Genomic DNA, 26699 nt, shown 5'->3' with positions numbered 1-26699 from the left:
TTCATAGTTTATTAATTCCTATTTTAGCAAATGAATAGGATTAGCGTAATACTTTATATTGAGATAATAATATATAACATAATACTGGTATACCTAGTAATGCCATGACTATACTGGCTGGTATTTGTATTGGATGAATAACCGTACTTCCTATGAAATCTGCCATTATCATAACAGTAGCCCCAATGATTGTATTCAAAATCATCTGTATTCCTAACTCAAAACGCCAATAATAACGACGGACTAATTGAGGCACAATCATACCTATGAAGCCGATAATGCCCACATAGGCTACGACAACTGCCGTTATAATTGAAGCTATAGTAAGTACTATAAATGTAATACGTTGAACATTTAAACCTAAAGACTGCCCCTTCAATTCACCCAGTTGCAATAATTTAATAGAACGGATTAATAAGGATAAACATACAATAGCTACAATTAATACGATAGCTATCACTATATTATTTTCAATTTCAGCAGAGGCAAATCCTCCAAATAAATAGTTGGCTACTGAATTTAATTTTTGTGGCTTAATTAAAATCAAAATATATAATAAAGCATTAAATAAGGCACCTATCATCAAACCAATGAGTACTAAAACTCGCACAGGATACCCGTGAGATAATGCCATAGTTAGTCCTAACACTATTACAAGTGTAATAAGACTAAAGCCAATAGAGAAAAAAGGAATCCACAAGAAACTTAAACCAAGAAAAAGTGCTAAACCTGAACCAAATGTTGCTCCACTTGCTAACCCCAACGTAAAACTATCAGCTAATGGATTATTAAGTACAGTCTGAAACATTTGACCTGCTAAAGTTAAAGTTGCTCCCGTAAGTACAGCTTCCATCACTCTTGGTAATCTAACTTTCAATAAAATAGTTTGATTAAATGGATCTGATAAATCACCAATTTGCCATACCAAACTTATTAAAGTAATCACTATTAATAATAATGTCCATATTAAAATTGTTTTCAACTTTTTCATTTTATTCTCTTTCCTATTTACAATATAGATATCGTGCTCATCATAACAAATTTTAAATAAAAAAAGTACTAGCCATTCAAGTTACCTACCTATCTAAAAACTTTACTTATAGGCCTGACATGTTTCTGCTAGTACTTTTAAATTTATATTATTTTTTATAAATAGCGTCTCTTAATTCTTTTAATCCATCATCAATTCTAGGTCCTGGTCGTGATATTTCGTCACCATTTACTGTTTCAATGCGATTGTGTTTTACCCCATTCGTTTTATCGAATCCACCACGTTTTTCTATGATTTTTTTATAATCAGATTGTGACATTCCTTCAGTTGAAATAAATATATCTGGATTGTGCTTTATAATGCTTTCTTTGCTTACAGATTTCCAACCTTCAATATCATTAAAGCTGTTTTTAGCTTGAAGTTTGTTTAACATATCATTAAAGAAAGTATGCTGACCTGCTGTGTAAATATCTGGTTTTGATGATACTTCAATAAATACATTTTGTTTTTTATGATGCTTTGGAATAGATTGCACTACTTTATTTACATTGTCTTTCGTTTCTTTGACTAATTGATTCGCTTGTTTTTCTTTATGCGTTAACTTTCCTATAGATTTAAATGTATCGTATGTTTCATCAATTGATTGAGCATCTTTCACATAGACGACCTTAATCCCGTCTTTTTTTAGTGAATCTAATACTTTTCCAGATGATGATTTTTGTGATTCGTGCGCAAGTATTAAATCAGGTTTTGCTTTTAATAACGCTTCTTTATTTAAGTTCATTGAATCAAATTGCTTTTTCCCTTTTTTAACATTTTTAGGGTAATCATCTACTGTAGATACACCTACTACATTGTCTCCTAAACCAAGTTCATATAGAATTTCTGTGTTGCTTGGCATTAGCGAAACGATTCGATGATATGGTGATTTTCCATCAGAAGCTTGTTTATCTTTATTATTAGATGATTTAGAATCATTACCTTGACTGCAACCTGCTAGAATTAAAATTGTAGCTATCATGACTATCCACAAATGACGTTTCATATATTCTCATTCCATTCAGTTTAATTTTTATATGTATAATCTTTCTTTTAATCATATCAAATTCTATACAAATTTCATTAGGTTTTTCATTTTTTCAAAATATAATTTATTTTTACATCGATTTTAAACAAAAATGAGGTTGAGACATAAAGTTTTTGTGCTCTGGGAAACCGATTAACGGCGTCCCAAAAGCAGGATTTTCGGCAGAAGCTCTCACGATTCGACAAAATTTGAGAAACAATTTTGCTCATCGTTCGGTTCTGCTCAAATCCTAAGCGCTTTTGTCCCGACCTCTTTGTTTTAATCTATTACTTATTTTCTTCAGTAATGACTTTTTGATCCCATTTTCCAAATTGATAATATGAGACTGCAAAGATACTACTTATAATAAAACCAATTCCCATACCTATAGCAATACCATTTTGACCAAACATTTTTGAAAAAAGCTCAGTTAATGGAAATCTTAGTATCCAGAATGAGATGATATTTAAAATCAACACTTGATACATGGCTCCTGATGCTCTCACAATACCATTAAACACAAAATTTAAGCCTAAGAATGGATAACAAAGCGCTACAATTCTCAAGTAATGACTCCCAAAATTAACGGCTTCAGGATCTTGAATAAAGAATCTAATTGCAACATCTGCAACTAAAATAACAATTAATGCAATCGTAGTCATAATCATGAAATTATATAATGCAGATACTTTGGCAATTTGTCTAACTCTTTTCCAATCACCAACACCAATATTTTGACCTGCCATACTATTTACCGCCGTTCCAAGTGCCATTGCCGGTAACATGATTAAACTATCTAATCTTTGAGATGCACTAAAACCAGCTACAGTATCTCCACCAAATTGAGTCACTACACTTAAAATAGCTGCATTACCGCCTTGAATAACAGCCATTTGTAGACCGGCTGGTATCCCTAATTTTAATATTAATAACACTTGTTCTATAGAAGGTACTTTAGGAATGGTGAAAGGAACTAATTCGTGTTTCATTGAATGATATAAACTATAAATAAACGCTAGACCTTGAGATACAACTGTTGAAAGTGCCGCACCCGCTATGCCTAACTGAAATCCACCTATAAATAATGGCGCTAAAAAAGCATTGAGTACAACAGCTAGAAAAACGATACGCATCGGTGTTTTACTATCTCCAAGCGCACGTGACACTGTATTTACAAAATTATATCCGAATAAGAATAAAATACCTAAAAAGCTTATTTGTAAATAGGTATTAGCTTGTCCTAATAAAGACTCCGGTGTTCCCATCAATAATAATAATTGCTTTGAAAAGATAAATCCAAGGGCACCAAAAATAATTGCCATCGTTGTCATAACAACAACAAAGGCATTCAAATATTGTTTTAAACCTTGATAATCTTTTTTACCGAAAAATTGAGACAATATCGTTAATACTGCGTTATTGAGACCAATAATAAAAGAAAGCATTGTAAGTAAAATCGTCGTTGAAATTGCAACTGCACCTAAAGCATGTGCACCTAATAAATTACCCACCCATAAACTCGCAATAATCTGAAACGAAGATTGAAGAAGGTTTGTAAGCATGATTGGTCCTGAGAAAAAGAATAAAGATTTAAATATATTACCATGTGTAAAATCTCGTTGATTACTTGGCATGAAACCACCCTCATTCATAGTAATTAAACAAGCGACTCGTATTATCATTTGATTATAACTTTTTTATCTTACTTATTCACTAGGATAATGTCAATTTGTAAATATAAGTCCCCTTTTTTAAGAATTAATTTATAGTTGCTGATGAGTTTATACAAAATAAAACTGTATTATAAGCTACAAAGCTCGTAACACAGTTTTAAAAAATTAGTATTTATTTAAGATTGAGTTGTCTCACCTTTAGGATTAGGTCCATATTGGTTTGTTCCTTTTTCACTGTCTTGTATGCAATAGATTAAAGACATAATTGAAATGACAATAGCTAGTATTACAAACGCAAAAGAAATCACACCTAAAATACCAATTAAAATATGGTTATCTTGGTTTATTTGGTAATTAAAATTAAATAAGTTGATAATATTATTACACAATGAAAGAATTGTTAAAATTAGAAAGATAACTGGAATAGTCTTTCCTTTACCTATATCATGAAATCTTCTTACTGATAGTGTAAAAATAACAAAATAAATTAATAAAGCAATCACATTAAATAAAATACCGATTACTATTGTCAAACTACCTGTAATATTAGTTAAGGAACTAAGAATTGCTTCTAGTATAATTAATAAAATAAAATTACCCAACAAGGCCCACCAGAAATCTTTTCTTCGAGTTCGCCCTTCTAATATCAAGGCATTTTGCCAAGATTTTTTGAATGCATTAATCATAATTAATCTCCTTTATTTTTAACTTTTTTAGGATTGGGACCATACTGATTCGTTCCTTCTTCACTATCCTTAACACAGTAAACTAGAGCCATAATTGAAATGACAATAGATGCTATTGTAAGAATTATTGAGACAATAGCTATAATTATTAATAATGCTACATTTGAATCAGAAATTTGAGAAATCCATTTATAATCCTCACTAATCTGATATATAGGGGATAGTAATGTTAAAACCAAATAGATGATTGGTATTGTTTTTCCTTTACCTATATCATGAAATCGTCTCACTGATATCGAAAACATAGGTATTGCCAGCACAACATAAAATATATAAAACACAATATCGTATAAAACTTTACCATTTTCCATATGTGCAAAAACTAATGCAGCAATAATCGCCATGATTATTAAACAAATAATATTTAATAAAGCACCTAACCAAAAATCTTTGCGTCGTGTCCGTCCTTCACACGTAAAAGCATATTGCCAAAACTTTTTATATGCATTAATCATAATCATTTCTCCTATTTTTTCTTATCTCCTATTATATAATTTATATATTGTTTTTCAAACGTTTTCAAAATAATAGTAATTTATAGTTATGATTAATTTTAAAATGATTATTATATGATTAAAGTTCACAAAATCAAAGAATACCAATACTTATCATAATTCTTTATATACAATATTTTATTCAAAATACGGATCTAAAAAGGTATAATGTGTGCCATTTTTAATATTGAAGTAGTTCTTTCCAAAGTTATCTAACAAAGCATGAAATTCATTAGCATCTTGATTCGTAAAAGTACTTGGTAATTGAATTTCTCTTTTAAATTTATCATAACTATCAGTATTAGAATATCCTAATTTGGCATACAAACGTCTCGTATAACTATCTGGAATAAATTCTATTCCACCAAAAATGTAAACTATTAATACGTCAGCCGTTTCACTGCCGACGCCTCTAATTTTTAATAATTCCTTTCTCAAATCGTCTCCAAATTTTGAAACAATAGCCTCATAATTAAATTGATAATCATTTAACCATGATAATAAAGCATGTATAGCCTTCCCTTTATTTTTATAGAATCCACTCGATTTAATGATTTGTTGTAAGTCTTCTAGTGGTATATCTAAAATGTGTTGTGGATTAAAATTTGTCTCATGTTTTAAAGATGTTAAGGCTAAGTCTACATTTTTCCAATTTGTATTTTGGACGAGTATTGCTCCTAACATCATTTCTATTTCACTGGCGGCAGGCCACCAATGTTGAGGCCCCATATTTTGATATAGAATGTCATATAACTCTTGTGTGTGTAACAATTTTTCACCACTTTCTAGTTCTTTATATTAAAAATACCCCTATAACCGCAGCTATAAGGGTATTTGAGACAATTTGTTTTATACTATTTACTACATTGTTTCTGGAGCTGACACACCAACTAATGCTAAAGCATTATTTAATGTTATTCTTACCGCTTCTATTAATGCAACATGTGCTTTTGTTTTTTCAATGTCATCTGTAAGTACTTTTTCAGCATTATAGAATTTATGGAAATGAGAAGCTAAATCTTGAATGTAATTAGTCATACGATGTGGTGCTCTTGATTCTGCAGCACTTTCAATCGTAGTTTCAAATTCAGCTACTTTTTTCAATAATTCAATTGCTTTGTCATTAGTAATTTTTGAAAAATCAACATCAGTACTAACCTCAATACTTTGATCTTTAGCTTGTTTCAAGATAGAACAAATACGAGCATGCGCATATTGTGCATAATACACTGGATTGTCTTGAGATTGTTCTTTTGCTAATTCCATATCAAAATCAAAGTGTGTATCTGGGCTACGCATAGTTAAGAAGTAACGCGCAGCATCCACACCAACTTCATCCATAATTTCGCGTAAAGTAATCGCGTTGCCTGTACGTTTACTCATTTTAACTTCTTCACCATTTTGCATTAAACGTACCATTTGCATGATTTGAATTTCTAATCGGTCACTGTCTACACCAAAAGTTTCAAGTGATGCTTTCAAACGATTAATATAACCGTGATGATCAGCACCCATTAAATCGATTAAAATATCATTTCCACGTTGAACTTTATCAAAATGATAGGCAATGTCAGGTAAGAAATAAGTGTAATTGCCATCTTTTTTAATTAAAACTCTATCTTTGTCATCTTTAAAGTCAGATGTACGTAACCAAGTCGCACCATCTGCTTCATAGGTATAGCCTAATTCATTCATTTTAGCTAATACTTCTTTAATTTCTCCTTTTTCATAAAGAGATGTTTCGCTAAACCAACTATCAAAATGAGTATGGAAATCTGATAAATCTTTTTTCAATTTAGACATTTCATAATCGACACCTAGCTGTCTAAATGTCTTCAAACGTTCTTCATCGCTATAATCTTTAATTTCTGGTTGTTTATCAGCTAAATCTTTACCAATTTCAATAATATCTTTGCCGTTATATCCATCTTCAGGCATTTCATGACTGTTATCACCTAACGCCTCAAAGAAACGTGTTTCGATAGAGCGCGCAAGATTAGAAATTTGATTACCAGCATCATTAATATAATATTCACGAGTTACATTATATCCAGCAGCAATTAAAATATTAGCTAGCGTGTCACCAACAGCCGCATTTCGTGCATGACCGATATGTAAATCACCAGTTGGGTTGGCTGATACATATTCAAGTAAAATATTTTTGTTTTTAGATGTTTCTGCATTCCCAAATTGATGTCCTTTTTGGATTGCTTCTGGAATGATGTCAGTTAAGTATTGATTGTCTAGATAGAAATTAATAAATCCAGGTCCTGCAATATCAATTTGTTTAACATGTGCTTTACTAGCATCTAAGTTGTCGACAATCGCTTGAGCAATGTCTCTTGGGTTACGTTTAGCAATTTTAGTTAATACCATTGCGATATTTGTTGAATAATCTCCATTCTTTACATCTTTAGGAATTTCAATTTTAATTTCTGGAATATCTTCTGCTAATTCAGCTTTTTTAATACTTGCTTCTATTTCTTGAATAAGCGTCTGCTTTACTTGATCGATAATATTCATTAGCCTAACTCCTTATAATTTATTTCATATTGGTATGAACCCATTTTTTCTTCATTTTGATATAGTTCGTAATGTACTTTCAGTTTACCACCATCTGGTGTTACAAAATGTAGAATACTTAACGTTTTAACATTTAATGGAATACGTCCAGCTGGTATATCGTAAAGGGTCGTTGTTTCCGCACCTTCTACAAAATGAAAGTTCATATTAATGTCGCCTTTACGGATCAATTTTACGCCGTCGTCCTCTATCTTAATCGTTACATTCACTTTGGCATCATCTATATTTTCGTTATATCTAATGATGTGAGACTGACGCTTGTGCCATGATCCCTCAGTAGTAAAATCAAACTTCTCTTTATCGCCGTTCTGTTTAATAATTTGTTTCGTTTGAATTTTTACATTATTTTCCAATTTACTACTCCCTTATTCTACACAATAACACATGATATTATAGCATAATTGCCCTATTGCTTGTAGTATTGGCCTATTTAAAATATTTAAAAAACAAAAAAATGAGCAAACTATAATTAGTTCACCCACTTAAAGTAAAACAAGTATACTTAAATCAAATCTTCTACTGATTCAATATCAACAATATCACTTTGATACTTATATTTTTCCATTTGATACTTATAGAAATATACGATGCCGAAACTCAATGTTGTAATAAATATTAATTTATTCATGTCTATACCTCATATTCTATAATATTAATTATTTAATTTTTATATTATCGTTTTTATATGTATGTGTAAATATACCCTATGCTGAAATGATAACTATTGGAACGCTCCTTCTTTATAAATCACTTTTTCTTTATTTCCATCTATAAACTTGTCATAGTTTTCTTTTTGAAAGTCACTTAGCAACACTTTAGATGTGCCATATTTTAATACACCCGCTTCAGTTACAATTCGCATTTTTCTAAATAACATACCATCTTTAAGTCTTATCTCTATAACAGGTGCATAATCTAAAATATCAGCATCTTTAATTTCAAAAGTTTTAAATGCAATAGTGACACACGCAAACGTATCTTCTCCTAAATAATACACATGTAAGTCTTCTTGCTTATGTTGTCCTACTAAAAATCTACCTTTAACAAAATTTAACTCAGGATATTTTAGTTCTAAATAATCGATTAGTTCATTTTCTTTTAATTTAAATTGCATGGTCTCATCCCCTATATCAATTTTAATTCATTAAAATTCATTAAACTTTCCTATAATAATAGCCATTCATTCTTTTTCAAAATGAATGGCTGAATTTATAGCTGTATTTTATTTTCTTACTAAATTTAACTATTCTACTTCATATGATTTATCTTAAAAGCTATTGGTAAAATTATGCACCTGCATTTGATGCAATAATATATCCTAAAGTGAACCCTAAAATAGTGAATACTATTGCAGCGACGATAATGATAATACCGTGTGTCTTTTTACCTTTACTAATTGTTAAAGCACCAAACACAATTCCTGCTGGACCAAAAATAATTGGTAATACAATTAGTGATAACGCAGAAAATACCCATCCAAGGATTATAAAAACTAATGCATTATTATCTTTTTGTTGTTCAGGCATATTTTACCCTCCTTATGTTTATCTATATTAAATATACATTTTTTTGATGAATTTGTTAATACTATTTAATCTTTTTTTACAATATAAATATAGAAAACAAAATATTAATTCATAAATTTACATTTACATATAAATGAACAATTCAATGGTGGTAATAGTTGTATACTTTCATAAATTAAAATATTGCAATACCTATGATATAATTTAACTATAATAATCAAACAATTCAGAACAAAAACAAGAAGAGATTTCAATGCTTCTACAACGGAGGGGAATATTTTGTTAACAAAAGTATTATATGGGAAATCTGAAATAGATGTTGAAGTTCCTGACGATAGCACAGTCATAGAACCCTTAAATATTGATCCAGTGGAAAACATAGAGGGAACGATTAAAGATGTATTACAACATCCTACCAACTCGAAGCCCTTAAAAGACATGGTTAAAAGTAGTGATACAGTTTCTATTGTCATTAGTGATATTACACGACCTACACCTAACCATATATTGGTACCGTTATTAATGGAAGAGTTAAGTCATGTACCTCGAGAAAACTTTGTGATTATTAATGGCACTGGCACACATAGAGATCAAACGCGAGAAGAATTAATAAGTATGTTAGGCGAAGACATTGTTGACACTGTTAAAATTGTTCACAATCATTGTAATGAAGAAGAAAGCTTAACAAAAGTTGGCCATAGTCAATATGGTTGTGATGTTTATTTAAATAAAGATTATGTAGAATCTGATTTTAAAATTGTGACTGGTTTTATTGAGCCTCACTTTTTTGCAGGTTTTTCTGGTGGTCCTAAAGGTATTATGCCAGGTATTGCTGGAATTGAAACCATTCAAACTTTCCATAATGCCCAAATGATTGGCGACCCTCGTTCAACTTGGGGAAATTTAGATGATAATCCTGTCCAAAATATGGCTCGTGAAGTAAATAAAATGTGTAAGCCACACTTTATGTTAAACGTTGCATTAAACAAAGATAAAGAGATTACTGCAGCATTCGGCGGAGAAGTTTTTGAAGCACACAAACAAGGTTGTGCCTATGTTAAAGAACATGCCATGTTTAAATGTGATCAAAGATTCGATGTCGTTATTGCCTCTAACTCAGGTTATCCACTTGACCAAAACCTTTATCAAACTGTTAAAGGTATGAGTGCTGCAAGTAAAGTGGTTAAAGAAGGCGGTAATATTATTATGGTTTCTGAATGTGCAGATGGTTTCCCAGATCATGGTAAATTCGCTGAAATTTTCAAAATGGCAGATACGCCTCAAGGTATTTTAGATTTAATACATGATCCTAACTTTTCTGAAGTTGACCAATGGCAAGTACAAAAACAAGCAAGTATTCAAACATTTGCCAATGTATATGTATATTCAGAGTTAACTGACCAACAACTTAAAGACTCAATGCTTAATCCTACATCAGATATCGAAAAAACATTACAAGAATTAGAAGAATCGTATGGTCGTCCATTAACGATTGGTGTCATGCCTCAAGGTCCATTAACAATTCCATACGTAGAAAATGAATAATTTAAATTACTTATAGGAGGAATTCAACATGACTAATATAAACAATAAAGAAGAAAAATTAGATCAATTATTAAACAATATGGGAAGTGTAGTTATCGCCTTTTCTGGTGGTGTAGATAGTAGTCTCGTTCTAAAAAAAGCAATCGACAATTTAGGAACTGAAAATGTAATGCCTGTTGTAGTCAAATCTGAACTTTTCCGTAATGAAGAATTTGACCAAGCTATCGAACTTGGTAATAGCTTAGGTATTCATGTAGTAGAAGCTGAAATGTCTGAATTGAATGATGAAAATATTATTAAAAACACACCAGAAAGCTGGTATTATAGCAAACGTTTGATGTATAGCAATTTAGAAGATATCAGAAAACAAGTCGGATTTAACTATGTTATCGACGGAATGATTATGGATGACTTAGAAGATTTCCGTCCTGGATTAAAAGCTAGAGAAGAATTTAATGTTCGAAGTGTACTTCAAGAAGCTGAGCTATACAAATCTGAAGTACGTGATTTAAGTCAACAACATCATTTACCAGTTTGGAATAAACCAGCATTATGTAGTTTAGCTTCAAGAATTCCATATGGTGAACCTTTAAGCTTTTCAAAAGTAAATAAAGTTAATGAAGCAGAAAAATATATTCTAAGTCTAGGCGTTAATAATGTTCGTGTACGTTATCATCAAAATATAGCACGTATTGAAGTAGAAGATGATGCGTTATCTACAGTTATTCAAAATAAAACAAATATTACATTAAGACTTAAAGAGCTAGGATTTGACTACGTAACTATCGATTTAGAAGGTTATCGTACAGGTAGTATGAACGAAGTTATAAACACTAAGTCATCTGAATTTTAAGTATTAATTCTAATAATTATAAGGATGTCAAAATATGAAAGATAACAACGAACAACTAGAACAAATTCTAAATAAGGTTCACGACAATCAAATATCTGTAGAAGAAGCGAAAGCCCAACTCCGTCATTACGACGAATTGGGCTTTGCTAAAATCGATTTACATCGTGCACAAAGACAAGGTTTCCCTGAAGTCATCTTTGGACAAGGTAAAACTAAAGAACAAATTGATCAAATTATCGAAAGTTTACTTAATACCAATCAAACTATTCTCGTAACTCGAGTGAATAATGACAAAGCACAATATATTATCAATAAGCATCCACAATTACAATATCACGATTTAGCGCAAATTATATCTAGTCCAATTGGCGCCATACCAAAATCTAATGCGTATATATCAGTATTATGTGCTGGTACTTCTGACTTACCTATCGCTGAAGAAGCAGCTTTAACAGCAGAAGTCATGGGCACAAATGTTCAAAGATTTTATGATGTAGGTGTTTCAGGTATTCACCGCCTTTTTGAACATATCCAAGATATACGTAAAGGTCATGTTTCAATTGTTATAGCAGGTATGGAGGGTGCATTAGCTAGCGTTGTTGGAGGATTAGTGGATCATCCTGTTTATGCAGTGCCTACTAGTGTAGGTTACGGCGCTAATTTAAATGGGATAACAACATTATTATCAATGATAAATTCATGTGCGCCTGGAACAAGTGTACTTAATATAGATAATGGTTTTGGTGCTGGTTATAATGCTTCGATGATTATAAATATGTTGGAAAATAAATAGAAATGGAGACACTAATATGAGTAATGCATTGTATTTAGATTGTCATGCCGGTATTGCTGGTGACATGCTATTATCCGCACTTGTAGATATAGGTGCTAACCCTCAGGAAATTGAAAATGAATTAAAAAAATTACCCATCGATACGTTTTCATTACATTTTAATAAAGTAATGAAACAAGGTATACAAGCCACGTCACTGAAAATTGATTTTGAAGAATCACATCATCATCGTAAAGCTTCTGATATTTATAACATTATAGATAATAGTACTTTAAATGATAGAGTTAAAACGCGTAGCAAAGCTATTTTCAATGTTATTGCACATGCTGAAGCTAAAATACATGGTATGTCAGTAGGCGAAGTTCATTTTCATGAAGTAGGCGCTATGGATTCAATCATTGATATCATTGGAGGCTGTATTGCTCTAGAACTTTTAGACATAGATACCCTTTATTGTTCACCTATTCCAACAGGAAATGGTCGAATAAAAATCGCACATGGTATTTATCCAATTCCAGCACCAGCTACTGCAGAAATATTAAAAGGAATCCCTTTAGCTCAGTTTAATGTATCTAGTGAATTAACTACACCTACTGGGGCAGCTTTTGCTAAAAGTCTTGTAACTTCGTTTGGTACATTTCCTGCAAATACAATGAAGAACATTGGTTATGGAGCCGGAACCAAAGATTTCGACTTTCCAAATGTGTTAAGAGTCATTCAATTTGAAGTACTAGACCAACAAAATGAAGCTGACCAGGTACAGGTCATAGAATGTCAAATTGATGATATGACCGCTGAAATGTTAGGTGATTTAATGGAAAATACTTTAAATCAAAAGGTATTGGACATATTCTACACACCAATTATTATGAAAAAACAACGCCCTGCTACTCAACTTACAGTTATTTGTAAACCAGATTATAAATCAACTATTGAAGATTTCATACTTACACATACATCAACATTAGGTGTTAGAAGCTATACAGTTAACCGTCGTATTCTAAGTCGTCAATATCATGATATTGAAACACCTTATGGCAATGTGTCAGTTAAATTAGCTTATAAAAATGATGAATTAATCAAAGCCAAACCAGAATTTGATCAAATCAAAGAAATCGCCAAAAAGTATAATCAAAATATCCAAACTATTTACCAACAAATAACTAAATGTATGGTTGAACAACTCAATTTATAATATAAAAATAAACCAACAACTACACATCATCAAAGGATGATTTTGAAAGTTGTTGGTTTATTAATTATTTATTCAAATGCGTCAAATAATTCTTTGCTTGAGTTATTCCACATATCTTCATTATGATTTTGTAAAAAGTCTTTAAGTACTTTTTTATTCTCTTTACCAATATGATCGATAATAATTTGATGTTTCATAGATTTATCCATCATGTTCACATGTTCAGGCATACTTTTATACCCACGACGAATGCTTTTATTTACTAATAAATAGCATCCCGTTACACCAGCGTAATATGGGCCATGTTCTCCTCTTTCAGTAGTAACCCAACAAAGCCAGTATTCTTTTGCTTCTTCGCCTTCTACTTCTGATTTGTCGGTAATCCATTTAACACCTTTTTCAACTTTAGCACGTGCATGCATGCCACCAATATCAATAAAAGCTTCTTGATTTGCAACATCTATAAATACTGGCGCAATATTATCTAAAGTAATTGAACCAATATTGGTACCTTTATGTCCATCTAAGGGATCATTTTTAATAATATTAAAATTAAAACCTTTCTTTTCTGACACGTAGGCCACCTCCTCTGACAATTTCCAACTGAATTCTATATTAAATGAGCAAACAATTTCTATCAATCGATTGATTAATTTAATTCATTTAAAAGATTAATAATAGAACCTTTTATCTCTTCATCCTTAATATTTAAAATCAATTCTTTTGGATAATATAATTTATAATCTTCTCTATTAATTCCTGTAATACTATTAATGACTAATGATTGATTACTAATCTCTCTAATTGAACCATCTCTTCTTAGTAAGTGAATGGGTTTACGATTAGAACCTGGTCGATCATAATCGTAAGGTAAATCTGAAAACGACTCGCTCACAAAGTAATAATTAGGATTAATTCCTCCCGCTTCAAATAACTCTTGAAGTTCTGAAATTGTTATTATAGAGCCGTCAAACGGAATATATTTAAATAAATCACGATTAATAAAACGACGTGATAAATCACTCAAAATCATGTCATCTTCCTCGACCCATTTTTTCAAATAATAGATAACAACTGCTTCGTCTAAATCAACATATTGTTGAATTGTCATTGTCCCTTCGAAAAATGGTATAAAATCTTCAGGTGATTTCTTAAATTGATACCCTTCATTATATAGTTGTTTAGCTCTTTTCAGACAGTTATTTAATAATACCTCTCCACCTCTGCTGACAGGATGGAAATATATTTGCCAATACATTTGATAACGACTCATGATGAAATTTTCAACTGCATGCATACCACTTTCTTTAATTAAAACTTCATCTTTAGAAGGTCTCATCAAACGTAAAATACGTTCCATATCAAAAGCACCATATGATACTCCAGTAAAGTAAGCGTCACGTTGTAGATAATCCATTCGGTCTGCATCAATTTGTGATGAAATCATAGATATGACTAACTTATTATCGTGAGTCTTATTAATTACATCAGCTACTTGTTGTGGAAATGTAGCTGAAACACGACTCAATACTTCATTTACTTCTGTATTTCCGGTAATAATTTCCTGAGTAAACGCTTCATGATCTGTATTAAAAATCTTTTCAAAGCTATGTGAAAACGGTCCATGACCTAAATCATGTAACAACGCAGCACACAAGGCAAGAGGACGGTCTTCGTTATCCCATGCATCGCGACCTTCAAATGTTTCATCTATCATACGACGCACTATTTCATAAACACCTAGAGAATGTCCAAATCGACTATGTTCAGCTGTATGAAAGGAAAGATATAATGTGCCAAGTTGCTTAATTCTACGTAATCTTTGAAATTCCTTTGTCTTCACTAAATCCCAAATCAATTGATCTTTAACATGTATATACCTATGTATAGGATCTTTGAATACCTTTTCCTCTGCAAGTTTCGTCATTGCATACGATGATTGTGTCATGAAATACCTCCTTTTAAAGGGAGACATATATTTTTTTGTCCCCTAACATTTACTCTATAGACTCTATTCAATTTAGTAAGTAGTCATAATCATTGATAGCATACATTCATTGTAATTTTCTTTAAAATAAAAATAATTGTGAACTAAAAGACTTTCTTCATTAATGCTAAATTCATGACTTCCCCATACATTTCTGGTTGATAAGATCTTATAATTTCAAACCCTTGTTCTTTATAGAAATGAATACCTTCATCATTTTGATTATCAACTTCTAAGAAAACCGTGTCATACTTCCCTTTAAATGACTCTAAACCTTTTTCTAATAACAACGTACCATAGCCTTTATGTTGAGACTCAGGATGTACATAATGCGCTGATAAATATAATTCTTCACCATAAATAAAATTGGCAAAACCTACAATTTCTTCATCTTCTTCTGCAACTAAAAATAATTGCTCTTGCATTCTTTTCTTTAAATGTTCTTCGTTATATGACGCTGCTAATAATTCATTGATTGTGCTAGCAGCATAAATATTTAAATACGTATTATACCAAGCTTTTGTTGCTACATCTCTAATCGCTATCGCATCTGTACTTGTTGCTTCTCTGACTCTATGCATTTTTGTCTCCCCTAACAATTACAAGTTATTAATAAATGCATTATATCATATATGTATCGTATTCATTTAACGCAGCGTATTTAATTTTATATACTTATATATTTTTTAAAATTATCTATGAAAACAACTCATAAAAATTCATATTTTGTATTCTTCGTATTGTAAGAAGTACTATAAACATAACAAAGCCCTTCACTAATACATAAGCGAAGGGTCTTATATTGTACTACAAGTTATTTACATTAATTCTATTGTTTGAATAAATGATTCCATTCTCTCGCTCTTTCTAATGCGTAATTGTCTTTCATGATATCGCCAGGTCTTTCAGCTGTACCAATAATGTAACCAGCGAGTTCTCCGCCAATAAATTCTAATGTATATTTCATTTGATCAACACAAGGTTTAGACTTCACTTTTGGACAGTCTCCACCTACTAATATTAATCTAAAGTCTTTTTTAGACATTATTTCTTTAAAATCTGAATATCTTTCATCTACCATTGTTTCTGACCAATGATCAATAAACGCTTTTAATGATGCTGATAAACTATACCAATAAATTGGCGACGCAAAAATGACAACATCACTTTCTAGCACAGTTTTAATTAATTGTTCATAATCATCTGGATATGAATCTATCTTCTTATCATTATGACGTACATCTCTTACTGGATTTAATTGATATTGTGTAACGTCTATCCATTGGTGTTCAACATTTTCTAATGCGTATTGCGTTAATTGCGCTGTGTTTCCTTCTGGACGACTGCCACCGAATAAAACTGTAATCATTACCCTTTCCTCCTTATCTATTATTCTTTAAGTAAGTTGCTCAACTATTCAATATGTTTTTTTACCCGTTAAAGTTAAAAATATGTATCAGAGAATGAAAAAATTTTAACTATTATATCTAATCAATTGGAATTATATAAATTTAAAATATCCCGTAAATCGCCAATATTTAGCTTATTTACGGGATTAATTTTAAAAAAGGTTGGTTTATTTATTTGTTAATTGGAAATAGAGAATCGATTTTATCAATTTCGTCTTGTGATAATTTTACGTTAGCCGCTTCAATATTTTCTACCACTTGTTCAGCACGTTTCGCACCTGGAATAACAACATCTAACGCTGGACGAGTAAGATAAAATGCTAACACTACATTAGCTATAGTTGTATCATGAGCTTCAGCAATATCTGTAAGCTGTTTTACTCGACGTACATTATCTTTAAATACCTCAGGTTTAAAGTCTCTTCTTGTCGCACGATGATCTTCAAATGTTGTATCTTCATCATATTTACCCGCTAGAATTCCAGACGCTAATGGGAAATATGGCACGAATGTAATTTGATTATCAGCAGCGTATGCCATCACTTCTTCATTTTCTCTATGCAATAAATTATATTCTAATTGAACAACATCTACTAAACCATCTTTATTTGCTTCTTTTAATTGATCTAATGTGAAGTTAGATACACCGATTGCTTTAATTTTTCCTTCTTCTTTTAATTCTTGTAATGCTGCAACTGCTTTATCTTTTGGCGTATTATCATCTGGAAAATGAATATAAAATAAATCAATATAATCTGTTTGAAGACGTTTTAAACTGTTTTCAACTTGTTGTTTAATAAACTCTGGATCATTATTTTGATGTACATCATTGTTTTCATCGAAGTAATGAGAACCTTTCGTAGCAATTTTGATTTGTTCTCTTGGATATTCTTTCACAACTTCTCCAACTAATTCTTCAGAACGTTCAGGACCATAAATAAATGCTGTATCTAGTAAGGTAATTCCATTATTAATCGCTTGTCTAACAACTTCTTTACCTTGTTCTTCATCTAAATTTGGATAAAGATTATGTCCACCTACTGCATTAGTACCTAGTGCAATTGGAAATACTTTAACATCTGATTTACCTAATGTTACTTCTTGAGCCATTCTATTCATCTCTCCTTCAGCGAATTGTATTTTAATGCTTTATGTTTACCCTAAAATTAAACGTATCATTCATATAGTAATATTTGATATTATAAAGTAACTATGAGAAGGAGTTGATTAAATGAGAATTAATGTTTTACAACATACACCAAATGAAGGTGTAGGAGCTATTGGTGATTGGGCAAAAGAAAATAACCATGACTTATATATCTATCATCCCTATTTTTATAACGGTGTATTACCAACTGCAGACGAAACAGATTTACTTATTATCTTAGGTGGGCCTATGAGTCCTAATGATACAGATGAATGGATTTATAAAGAAAGAGAACTTATAAGAGACTTATTAAAAGTGAATAAGCCAATGTTTGGAGCTTGTTATGGTGCACAACAAATTACAAAAGCGATTGGCTACACAGTAAGTAAATCACCAGTGAAAGAAGTTGGTTGGGATAAAGTTTACCTAGAAACTGATACTATTCCATACTTACCAAAAGAATTAATGGCTTTACATTGGCATGAAGAAATGTTTCAAATACCTAAAAATGCCGAGCTATTATTTTCAAGTGAGCATTTAAACAATCAAGGCTTTCTACTAAATCAAAATGTAATTGGATTACAATTCCATTTTGAACCAGGGCCTTACGACGTTAAAGAAATCGTTATTAATGACTATACTTATGCAGTTGATTCTGTATTAAATCAAACGCCTCAAGAGATTATTAACTATGATGTACCTGAGGAAAATAAAGAAGTCATGTTTAAATTATTAGATTTCATAACGCAATCATAAGATTAATTAAAAATCGTACTTTTAATCTCTTCAAATTTATATCCATTGACTATTAATTAATTTTTTTATTTAATGTAACTATAACAGTTACATTTTGGAGGATGTTATGAACTTAGAGTTTAATATTGCGATTCATGTGCTCGCTTTCTTAACAAAACATAATCATCAAAGATATCACAGTACAGCATTAGCAGAACTTACTTGCATTAACCCTGTTCAATTACGACGAGTTGCAACGCTTCTTACCTATCACGATTATATTGTCACCATTCGTGGAAAAAGTGGTGGCTACTAGGCTAATGATATGACAAAACATGTTAAACTGTCTGACTTATATCAATACTTTGTGTTAGATAAACAACCTAATCAAAAACGTATTTTTACAGGGAAGCAATCAAGTCATTGCATCATAGCAAGACATATTGCCGATACAATGACATACCATCAAAACCAAGAAGCAAATCATATATTAAACTACTATAGTTCTATAACTATCCAAGATATAGTTCATCAAATACAACAGGAGGACAACATCAATGAACAAATATGATCTAATTATTATTGGATTTGGTAAAGCCGGGAAGACATTAGCAAAATTCGCAGCAGCACAAGGACAACAAGTCGCAATGATAGAGCAATCATCTGCTATGTATGGCGGTACTTGTATTAATATAGGGTGTATCCCATCAAAAGTACTTGTTCATGACGGAATTACAGGTACAAAATTTGAGGATGCATTTTCAAGAAAAAAAGAAGTTGTACAAGCATTAAATCAAAAAAACTATCAACTTTTAGCAAACGACGAAAATATAAGCGTATTGAATTATAAAGCGCAATTTAAATCAAATACTGAAGTTCATTTATTAGATAAAAACAACGACATCATTAACACTATTACAGCCCCACGTATCATTATTAATACTGGAGCTAAAGCAAATATTCCTAATATTAAAGGTATCAATAATGCTAAACATCTATTTGATTCCACTGGTTTATTAAATATATCTTATCAACCTAAACATTTAGTAATCATTGGTGGGGGTTATATCGCTTTAGAATTTGCCTCTATGTTTGCTAATTTAAATACTAAAGTAACCATCTTAGAACATGGTTCAAAATTAATGCCTAGAGAAGACAGTGACATCGTTAATGCAATTATTAATGACTTAGAGAATAAGGATGTTACTATTTTAACTAATGTTAATACGACTGAATTGATTGATGATGTCGACAAAACCATTATTAAAACCACTCAAGGAGACTTTGAATCTGATGCTGTATTACTTGCGACAGGACGTAGACCAAATGTCGATTTAGGATTGGAAAATACTGATATCCAATTAACTAAAGATGGTTCAATAGCAGTGAACGAACATCTACAAACATCAGTAGCACATATTTATGCAGCTGGTGATGTTAAAGGTGGCATGCAATTTACTTATATATCATTAGATGATTATCGTATTATACAATCTCATCTTTATGGAGATGGAAATCGTACAACAGAAAATAGAGGTTTCATACCTTATACTATGTTTATAGATCCACCATTATCTCGAGTTGGAATGACTAGCGATCAAGCTAAATTAGCAAATTATAATTATATAGACAAGCTACTTCACGTCAATCAAATTCCCAGACATAAAATTAATAATGACAGTCGAGGATTATTTAAAGTAGTCATTAATAAAGAAAATCATCAAATTTTAGGCGCATCATTATATGGTAAAGAATCAGAAGAAATGATTAACCTAATTAAGTTAGCAATGGATCAAAACGTTCCATATCAAGTTTTAAGAGATAATATCTACACACATCCAACAATGACAGAATCATTCAACGATTTGTTTAACATATAAAGAAAGAAGCCATCATTCGTTAATATGATGGCTTCTCTACTATTATTTCAATGCTTTTTTCTTTTCAAGTTTTTCTTTTAATTTTCTATCTTGTTCTTCTTTACGTCTTTTACGTTCTTCATTTCGTTTTCTTAGACGTTCTTCTTCTTCAGGATCTCGAGGTTTTTTCAGTTGTTTAGTAACTTTTTCAATTAATTCCTCTTCAGTTAAAGCAGCTAGTGGACGATTATTTACGAATGCAAAAGTCTTACGTCTACCTGGACCACAATATGACTGACAACCTATTTCTATTTCAGCTTCAGGGTCTAACTTTTCTAATTTCTTTTGCAAAGTTTTAACGTTAACTGCCTGACATTCATCGCATATTAAAAATTTATTTTTCATATTGTCATCGCCCACCTTTCTATATTTTTGTATTATTACTTTTTAATAGTTATCTATTTTTATAATTGTGCTTCCTAATCTATATATAACTTTAATTATTTTACTCTTTTTACCAAAAAATTCAAGTTACTTTTTAACTATGTAACGTTTTGTTCATAAAAAAGCCTTCTAAAATAGATTAGATATTTATCATCAAGTTATTTGTTATAACGACTATAAAATCAATCATTTTAAAAGGTTCATATCATTATTGCCCATGATATATTTTAAATAGTAAAGGTTTAATACCATTAGACGTCCATTCTTCATATATCTTTTGTTTGTCAGCATTTTGGTGAATGATGGCAATACCACAATCTCCACCGCCAGCTCCTGAAGTTTTAGCAGCACCGCCATGTTGCTCAGCGATGTCACACAAATGTTTTAATTTCTCTGTTTCAATATCTACTGATGCTTGATTATCCATTTGACGAATGATAAGACGATTTTGACGAATCATCTTTTGTACACCTTTAATATTGTTAGTTTTAAATGCATGGATTAAATTTTCAACACATTGATGTGAACTATCTAAAAATTCGCCATAAAAAGCGGGATCAGATTTAAGTCTTTTAACTTCGCTAACTAGGTGTGGTGAAGATGCTGGTGAACCAGTCCATCCTATTAATACTTCCATATTTTCTGGCGCTTGTAATGGTTCGATATGAAGACCAGGCCAATTCTTGTCTAATACCGTATTTACTGAAGTCGTTTCGATTTGCTGCTTAACCCAGTCATGATCGAATGTACTATATGCTAACCAGCCACTATAAACACTTACGGCAATGTCGCCACAAGAACTTAAACTTTGTAATTTCATATTCGAAATAACTGCTAATTTATAAATATAAAGATTAGATAATTCTAATTCATAAAATTCGTTAAGTACTTTAACAACTGACACTAACACAGCGGCACTTGAACCAAGACCATACTTATTACCATTAGCATCATCTAAGTTACTATCAATTGTTAAATGAAAATGTTTTAGAGGGATATCACAACTCTTAGCATACTGTTCAAACACTTCTATGGCTGTAACAACATAATTTAATTGTTTAGCTGCCTGTGGATCAGAAATGACGATGCTATCTTCATCTCTATAAAATGTTACAGGTTCGTGATGTAATGTCTTTGAATGAATTGTACCTTCAACTTGATTTGAAGGTTCGATTGTTGCTGTAACAAAGCGATTTAATGCAATTAACACAGATTTATATCCTGGTTCTGTAACTGCATATTCACCAGCTATATAAAGTTTACCGGGTGCTTTGACCTGAATCATTCTATCAATTCCTTACTTAATTATTTCAACGCCTGTAGCGATAATATCACTTGCAATTATTTTTGAATCATCAAATTGTTTTTTAAATTGTTCAATCACTGCTTGTTTATTTTTCTTTTCAACAAGGACTTTCACATTTGGACCAGCATCCATTGTGAAATAACAAGGTAATCCCATTTCCCTACATTTGTGAACAATAGCCATTGCATCATAGCTTTCTTGTACTAAATATGTAAATGGCGGTTGAGCACCAAGGTTTGTAGCATGCATACGTAAACCATTTGCCTCAATCACTTCTCCAAGATGTTTAAAGTCTTTAGATGACATCGCGCGCTTAACTTCAGCTATATCCTCATCTACGTGATCTAACCAATATTGATAAAAGCGAGATGTATCACGTGTCAATGACATACCTGAACGACTGGATACTTTTTTAGATTGATTATTGATAACGACAAATATCATAGACAAATCATCTTCCCAATGATTTGCATCGACTGGATGAGCATATGATGTTTCGTCATCATGACCCTTTTCCCATTCAGCAAAACCACCGAAAATGCTTCGAGATGCCGAACCAGACCCACGACGTGCTAAACGAGATAAATCTTTATCTTTTAATCGAAGTTGTAAAGCTTCGTTACAAGCTGCTGCAAGCGCTGCGTATGCACTTGCAGATGATGCTAAACCAGCAGCTGTCGGCACAAAATTATGACTATCAATACGAGCATGTAAATTTGTACCTGCTACTTCTCTAACAATATCCATATAAGATTGAATTTTTTTAGTTTCTTTTTCATTGGCTTCTTCACCATTTAAAATAAATTGATCATTTTGATAGTCACTGTCAAACGTTACTTCAGTTTCGGTATAAAACTTTTCCAATGATACAGATAGACTATTATTCATAGGGATAATTAACTTTTCGTCAGCTTTTCCCCAATATTTAATCAATGCAATATTTGTATGTGCACGCGCTTTGCCACTTTTTGCCAATGGGTTAACCTCCTAAATACTCAATCCATGTATGTGCAGCTCCTGCTTTTTCAACTGCCGCTACAATTTTTTCTGCAGTATGTAAATCTTCAGCTAGTAACAACATGCTTCCGCCACGTCCACCACCAGTCAATTTACCTGCAATTGCACCATGGGATTTTCCTATTTCTAACAACTCTTCTATTTTATCATGACTTACTGTTAAATTTCTTAAATCTTGCTGACATTCATTAAAAATATTGGCTAATTGTTTGAAATTATGATATTCGATTGCCTGACTTGCTTGGTATACTAAGTCCCCAATATTTTCAATATGTTTCATGTATTCTTGTGATTCACATAAATTGTGAACATCTTCAACTGCTTGTTTTGTTGAACCTTTTACGCCAGTGTCAATAACAACCATATAGCCGTTTAATTGAAGTGTTTTTAAAGTTTCAGCATGACCATTTTGAAACCATACTGGTTTATTAGAAACAATCGTTTGTGTATCAATACCACTTGGTTTACCGTGAGCAATTTTTTCTGCCCAGTTAGCCTCTTCAATTAATTCTTTATCACTTAAAGTTTCTCCTAGAAAATCATAACTTGCTCTAGTAAAAGCAACAGCTATTGCTGCACTTGATCCTAACCCTCTTGAAGGTGGTAAATTAGTTTGAATTTTAATTAATAATGGCTCTTCTACACCCGTTTTGTCGATAAAACGTGTCACGATTGATTTTAAATGCTCTGGCGCATCATAAAGAAGACCATCATAAACATCACTTTCGATGGCTGAATAATTTCCCTTTTCAAGGCTTTCTATTAACACTTTAATTTTACCGGCGTTAAATGGAATAGCTATAGCAGGTTGGCCAAAAGTTACTGCGTGCTCGCCTATCAAAATAATTTTACCGGTAGACTCCCCGTATCCTTTTTTTGTCATGTTATTATCACCTTTTATTATACCTTCACTAATCTGATTCTTCATTGTCTTTACGTGTTTATGTTTGTATATATAGTTTTTTACAGAGTAATATTTTAACGAGTATCATATGTAATGATATTATTACGATTTTAAATAACAAACTATATATTTTATACCTCTATACAAAATCTTGAATATATTTACCTTTAACTAAGGTTTTGTAAACATTTTTACATTTTATAAACTTAAATCTGCTCTTTTTATATAAATTTTTCCACCTAAACTATAATACTACAAATAATTCTTGGAATACACAGATTTATATATAATATAAGAAATTTAATGTACTCAATACATCATTTTTATAGTTTATTAAACTACGTTATCACTGCAAAAACTATAAAAAACCGTCTTATTTTAAAGACATTAAACCTCAATATCGATTATATTGTGGTACTAAGTCATATTAAATAAGACGGCTAATTATTTTAAATTGTCATTGTTATCTAATTTATACTACTTTTCGTTCATTTTAGTTATCATTTTTGCATTACGGTCTATCATTTTATCAAAATAACCTTCATAGCGTTGCCACTCATCGTCAGTGATTGGGTCCATATTTAAGCGTCCACCTAAATCTTTGATGGCATATAGTAATAAAAACATGGTGTCTTGTACAGTAATCTTTTTATTTAAAAGCGTTTCAAGGGATGCCATGCATTGTGGTTCAATATCAGGATAAATAAACTTAGTTGTTTCACCTTTTAAAGCACGGTCATAAAAATGTTTCATCATTAATGCACGTTCTGAACCCGAACCTTCAACACATAGATAGACTTGAACTGCAATACCGCCTCTTACACGTCTTTGTGAAATGCCTGCAAATTTCTTACCATTAATACTTAAATCGAATTTTCCTGGGCAATAAGAATTTGTAATTTCAAGAGTATCTATCTCTACATCTTCGTCTTCGAACATTTTGGCAACAAGCAAATACATAACAGTAAATGCTTCATCAATTGTCGTTTCTGACTGCCCTTTGAACATTAATGAAATATTTAATATTCCTTGATCTAAGACAACCCCAAGACCTCCCGAATTACGTACAATCGCGTTATAGCCCATTTCATCTGTTAGATAGGCAATACCATCCTTTAAGAATGGTAATCGAGAGTCATGAATACCAAGAATAACAGTATGTTGATGAATCCAAGTTCTCACTACGTTAGGTGATAAATCTTTACCTACACTTTCGCTAAACGTGTCATCAAAAGCAAATGATTGCATAGGTTCCAAACCACTGGAATGGTCAATGTATCGCCATTCTATGTCATTAAAATATTTATTTGCTAAGTCCATTATTGTAATGATTGTGCAGCAGTAATAATTGATAAGTTATAGACATCTTCAATTGAACATCCACGAGATAAGTCATTTACAGGAGAATTCAAGCCTTGTAAAACTGGACCAACTGCATCATATCCACCTAATCTTTGAGCTATTTTGTAACCAATATTACCTGCTTCTAAACTAGGGAAAATGAAAACATTTGCATCTCCTTGAATTTTAGCACCTGGCGCTTTTTTCTCAGCTACACTTGGTACGATTGCTGCATCAAATTGGAATTCCCCATCAATAACAACATTGTCTAATTGTTCTTCAGCTACTTTATCTTGCGCTAATTTCAATGCATCTTGAACTTTAGTCACGTCATCTGATTTAGCAGATCCTTTAGTTGAAAAGCTTAACATAGCCACTTTAGGTTCCATACCAAAACTTTGTGCAGATTTAGCACTTTCAACAGCAATTTCAGCAAGACCTTGTGCATCTAATTCAGGGTTAATTGCACAATCGCCAAAGATATATTGTTCTTCGCCTTTCATCATAAAGAAGATACCAGATGTTTTAGATACGCCAGGTTTAGTCTTGATAACTTGTAATGCTGGACGAACAGTATCACCAGTTGAATGCGCTGCTCCACTTACTAAGCCTGCTGCTTTACCAGTGTATACAAGCATTGTTCCAAAGTAATTAACGTTTTCTAATAATTCTTCAGCTTGTTCTTGTGTTGCTTTGCCTTTACGGCGTTCAACAAATGCGTCTACTAATTCTGCTTTCAATTCACTTGTTGAAGGATCGATGACTTCTATATTAGCAATATCCAAACCTTTGTCTTCTGCTAAGGATTGAATTTTTTCTTTATTACCTAAAACGATTGGTGTTACATAATTTGTAGTTTGTAATTGTGTAGCCGCAGTTAACACACGTTCGTCTTCCCCTTCAGGTAACACGATATTTACATTTTTTCCTGATAATTTGTTTTCTAATACATTTAATAGATTAGTCATAATGTCCTCCTTGAATTTCTTTTTCATAATAACGTTTACAAAACTAATTATACGTTATTTTAAAATAGAATTCCATTTCACTTTTTTGTAATCATTTACTTAGGAGCTGACTATTTA

Annotated in this window: 28 protein-coding genes and 1 pseudogene; 7 read left to right on the top strand and 22 right to left on the bottom strand. The window is 31.5% G+C overall.

Translation table 11 applies throughout. The annotated features are described in order from the left end of the window. Positions 1-40 precede the first annotated feature (40 nt). The 11 genes from N524_RS0110000 to N524_RS0109950 all read right to left on the bottom strand — a co-directional run bounded on the left by N524_RS0110000 (position 41) and on the right by N524_RS0109950 (position 9079). Positions 41-991: a FecCD family ABC transporter permease gene (locus tag N524_RS0110000; RefSeq protein ID WP_029056398.1), complete on the bottom strand. Its 951-nt coding sequence runs from the start codon at positions 989-991 to the stop codon at positions 41-43. 148 nt (positions 992-1139) lie between these two features. Next, the gene (locus N524_RS0109995; RefSeq protein WP_029056397.1) at positions 1140-2036 is read right to left on the bottom strand and encodes an ABC transporter substrate-binding protein; all 897 of its coding nucleotides are present in this window, start codon (positions 2034-2036) and stop codon (positions 1140-1142) included. A 308-nt stretch (positions 2037-2344) separates the two neighbouring features. Then, positions 2345-3691: an MATE family efflux transporter gene (locus N524_RS0109990; protein ID WP_017636355.1), complete on the bottom strand. Its 1347-nt coding sequence runs from the start codon at positions 3689-3691 to the stop codon at positions 2345-2347. 215 nt (positions 3692-3906) lie between these two features. Beyond that, positions 3907-4416 (bottom strand): DUF805 domain-containing protein, encoded by a 510-nt coding sequence (locus N524_RS0109985; protein ID WP_029056396.1) that lies wholly within the window; start codon positions 4414-4416, stop codon positions 3907-3909. Between the two features lie 2 nt (positions 4417-4418). Next, positions 4419-4931 carry a DUF805 domain-containing protein gene (locus tag N524_RS0109980; protein WP_029056395.1) on the bottom strand — a complete coding sequence of 171 codons (513 nt, stop codon included), beginning with the start codon at positions 4929-4931 and terminating at the stop codon, positions 4419-4421. Positions 4932-5108: 177 nt separating this feature from the next. Further along, on the bottom strand, positions 5109-5741 hold the full coding sequence (locus N524_RS0109975) for an endonuclease III domain-containing protein (RefSeq protein ID WP_029056394.1): 633 nt from the start codon (positions 5739-5741) through the stop codon (positions 5109-5111). A gap of 90 nt (positions 5742-5831) precedes the next feature. Beyond that, positions 5832-7493, bottom strand: a complete 1662-nt coding sequence (gene argS, locus N524_RS0109970) for an arginine--tRNA ligase (protein WP_017636359.1) — start codon at positions 7491-7493, stop codon at positions 5832-5834. Further along, on the bottom strand, positions 7493-7906 hold the full coding sequence (locus tag N524_RS0109965; RefSeq protein WP_017636360.1) for a DUF1934 domain-containing protein: 414 nt from the start codon (positions 7904-7906) through the stop codon (positions 7493-7495). The genes argS and N524_RS0109965 overlap by 1 nt, the downstream gene beginning before the upstream one ends. 149 nt (positions 7907-8055) lie before the next feature. Beyond that, positions 8056-8181 (bottom strand): hypothetical protein, encoded by a 126-nt coding sequence (locus N524_RS13795; RefSeq protein WP_017636361.1) that lies wholly within the window; start codon positions 8179-8181, stop codon positions 8056-8058. Between the two features lie 93 nt (positions 8182-8274). After that, a complete protein-coding gene (locus N524_RS0109955) occupies positions 8275-8667 on the bottom strand; it encodes a hypothetical protein (protein ID WP_029056393.1) in 393 nt (130 codons plus the stop codon). Between the two features lie 172 nt (positions 8668-8839). After that, a complete protein-coding gene (locus tag N524_RS0109950; protein WP_029056392.1) occupies positions 8840-9079 on the bottom strand; it encodes a hypothetical protein in 240 nt (79 codons plus the stop codon). Between the two features lie 279 nt (positions 9080-9358). On the opposite strand from N524_RS0109950, the gene larA reads away from it, so the two are divergent. The 4 genes from larA to larC are packed head-to-tail and all read left to right on the top strand — an operon-like array spanning position 9359 to position 13465. Next, on the top strand, positions 9359-10624 hold the full coding sequence (gene larA, locus N524_RS0109945) for a nickel-dependent lactate racemase (RefSeq protein ID WP_029056391.1): 1266 nt from the start codon (positions 9359-9361) through the stop codon (positions 10622-10624). Positions 10625-10652: 28 nt separating this feature from the next. Continuing rightward, positions 10653-11477, top strand: a complete 825-nt coding sequence (gene larE / locus N524_RS0109940) for an ATP-dependent sacrificial sulfur transferase LarE (protein WP_029056390.1) — start codon at positions 10653-10655, stop codon at positions 11475-11477. A gap of 34 nt (positions 11478-11511) precedes the next feature. Continuing rightward, complete coding sequence (larB, locus tag N524_RS0109935) at positions 11512-12270, top strand: nickel pincer cofactor biosynthesis protein LarB (RefSeq protein ID WP_029056389.1); 759 nt, start codon at positions 11512-11514, stop codon at positions 12268-12270. Between the two features lie 16 nt (positions 12271-12286). Continuing rightward, a complete protein-coding gene (gene larC / locus N524_RS0109930; protein WP_029056388.1) occupies positions 12287-13465 on the top strand; it encodes a nickel pincer cofactor biosynthesis protein LarC in 1179 nt (392 codons plus the stop codon). 68 nt (positions 13466-13533) lie between these two features. On the opposite strand, the gene N524_RS0109925 is transcribed toward larC, so the two are convergent. The 5 genes from N524_RS0109925 to N524_RS0109905 all read right to left on the bottom strand — a co-directional run bounded on the left by N524_RS0109925 (position 13534) and on the right by N524_RS0109905 (position 17971). Beyond that, positions 13534-14040 carry a YwhD family protein gene (locus N524_RS0109925; RefSeq protein WP_017636367.1) on the bottom strand — a complete coding sequence of 169 codons (507 nt, stop codon included), beginning with the start codon at positions 14038-14040 and terminating at the stop codon, positions 13534-13536. Between the two features lie 74 nt (positions 14041-14114). After that, positions 14115-15413 (bottom strand): HD domain-containing protein, encoded by a 1299-nt coding sequence (locus N524_RS0109920; RefSeq protein ID WP_029056387.1) that lies wholly within the window; start codon positions 15411-15413, stop codon positions 14115-14117. 143 nt (positions 15414-15556) lie between these two features. After that, positions 15557-16033: a GNAT family N-acetyltransferase gene (locus N524_RS0109915; RefSeq protein ID WP_017636369.1), complete on the bottom strand. Its 477-nt coding sequence runs from the start codon at positions 16031-16033 to the stop codon at positions 15557-15559. 248 nt (positions 16034-16281) lie between these two features. Beyond that, positions 16282-16821: a flavodoxin family protein gene (locus N524_RS0109910; RefSeq protein WP_017636370.1), complete on the bottom strand. Its 540-nt coding sequence runs from the start codon at positions 16819-16821 to the stop codon at positions 16282-16284. Positions 16822-17032: 211 nt separating this feature from the next. Then, positions 17033-17971, bottom strand: coding sequence for an aldo/keto reductase (locus tag N524_RS0109905; protein WP_029056386.1), 939 nt, complete (start codon positions 17969-17971; stop codon positions 17033-17035). A gap of 121 nt (positions 17972-18092) precedes the next feature. On the opposite strand from N524_RS0109905, the gene N524_RS0109900 reads away from it, so the two are divergent. The 3 genes and pseudogenes from N524_RS0109900 (at position 18093) to merA (ending at position 20623) form a co-directional block, all read left to right on the top strand. Continuing rightward, the gene (locus tag N524_RS0109900) at positions 18093-18764 is read left to right on the top strand and encodes a type 1 glutamine amidotransferase (protein ID WP_029056385.1); all 672 of its coding nucleotides are present in this window, start codon (positions 18093-18095) and stop codon (positions 18762-18764) included. A gap of 106 nt (positions 18765-18870) precedes the next feature. Further along, positions 18871-19314: pseudogene (gene hypR, locus N524_RS12890) on the top strand (redox-sensitive transcriptional regulator HypR). Beyond that, complete coding sequence (gene merA, locus N524_RS0109890; RefSeq protein WP_029056384.1) at positions 19301-20623, top strand: hypothiocyanous acid reductase MerA; 1323 nt, start codon at positions 19301-19303, stop codon at positions 20621-20623. The pseudogene hypR and the gene merA overlap by 14 nt, the downstream one beginning before the upstream one ends. Positions 20624-20665: 42 nt before the next feature. Here merA and N524_RS0109885 read toward each other — a convergent pair whose 3' ends face one another. The 6 genes from N524_RS0109885 to pta form a co-directional block, all read right to left on the bottom strand. Then, positions 20666-21007 (bottom strand): DUF1450 domain-containing protein, encoded by a 342-nt coding sequence (locus N524_RS0109885; protein WP_017636375.1) that lies wholly within the window; start codon positions 21005-21007, stop codon positions 20666-20668. Between the two features lie 247 nt (positions 21008-21254). After that, entirely contained in the window at positions 21255-22331 is a 1077-nt protein-coding gene (locus N524_RS0109880; protein ID WP_017636376.1) for a phosphomevalonate kinase, read from the bottom strand. A 12-nt stretch (positions 22332-22343) separates the two neighbouring features. Next, the gene (mvaD, locus tag N524_RS0109875) at positions 22344-23327 is read right to left on the bottom strand and encodes a diphosphomevalonate decarboxylase (RefSeq protein WP_029056383.1); all 984 of its coding nucleotides are present in this window, start codon (positions 23325-23327) and stop codon (positions 22344-22346) included. Between the two features lie 4 nt (positions 23328-23331). Next, complete coding sequence (mvk, locus tag N524_RS0109870) at positions 23332-24252, bottom strand: mevalonate kinase (protein ID WP_017636378.1); 921 nt, start codon at positions 24250-24252, stop codon at positions 23332-23334. A 498-nt stretch (positions 24253-24750) separates the two neighbouring features. Next, positions 24751-25593: a lipoate--protein ligase family protein gene (locus tag N524_RS0109865; protein WP_029056382.1), complete on the bottom strand. Its 843-nt coding sequence runs from the start codon at positions 25591-25593 to the stop codon at positions 24751-24753. Beyond that, a complete protein-coding gene (gene pta / locus N524_RS0109860) occupies positions 25593-26582 on the bottom strand; it encodes a phosphate acetyltransferase (protein WP_029056381.1) in 990 nt (329 codons plus the stop codon). Before pta ends, N524_RS0109865 begins: the two co-directional genes overlap by 1 nt. Positions 26583-26699 lie beyond the last annotated feature (117 nt).

It is taken from the genome of Staphylococcus sp. URHA0057, assembly GCF_000620265.1.
Taxonomy (GTDB): Bacteria; Bacillota; Bacilli; order Staphylococcales; family Staphylococcaceae; genus Staphylococcus; species Staphylococcus pasteuri.
This window is presented reverse-complemented; position numbering and strand designations above follow the sequence as displayed.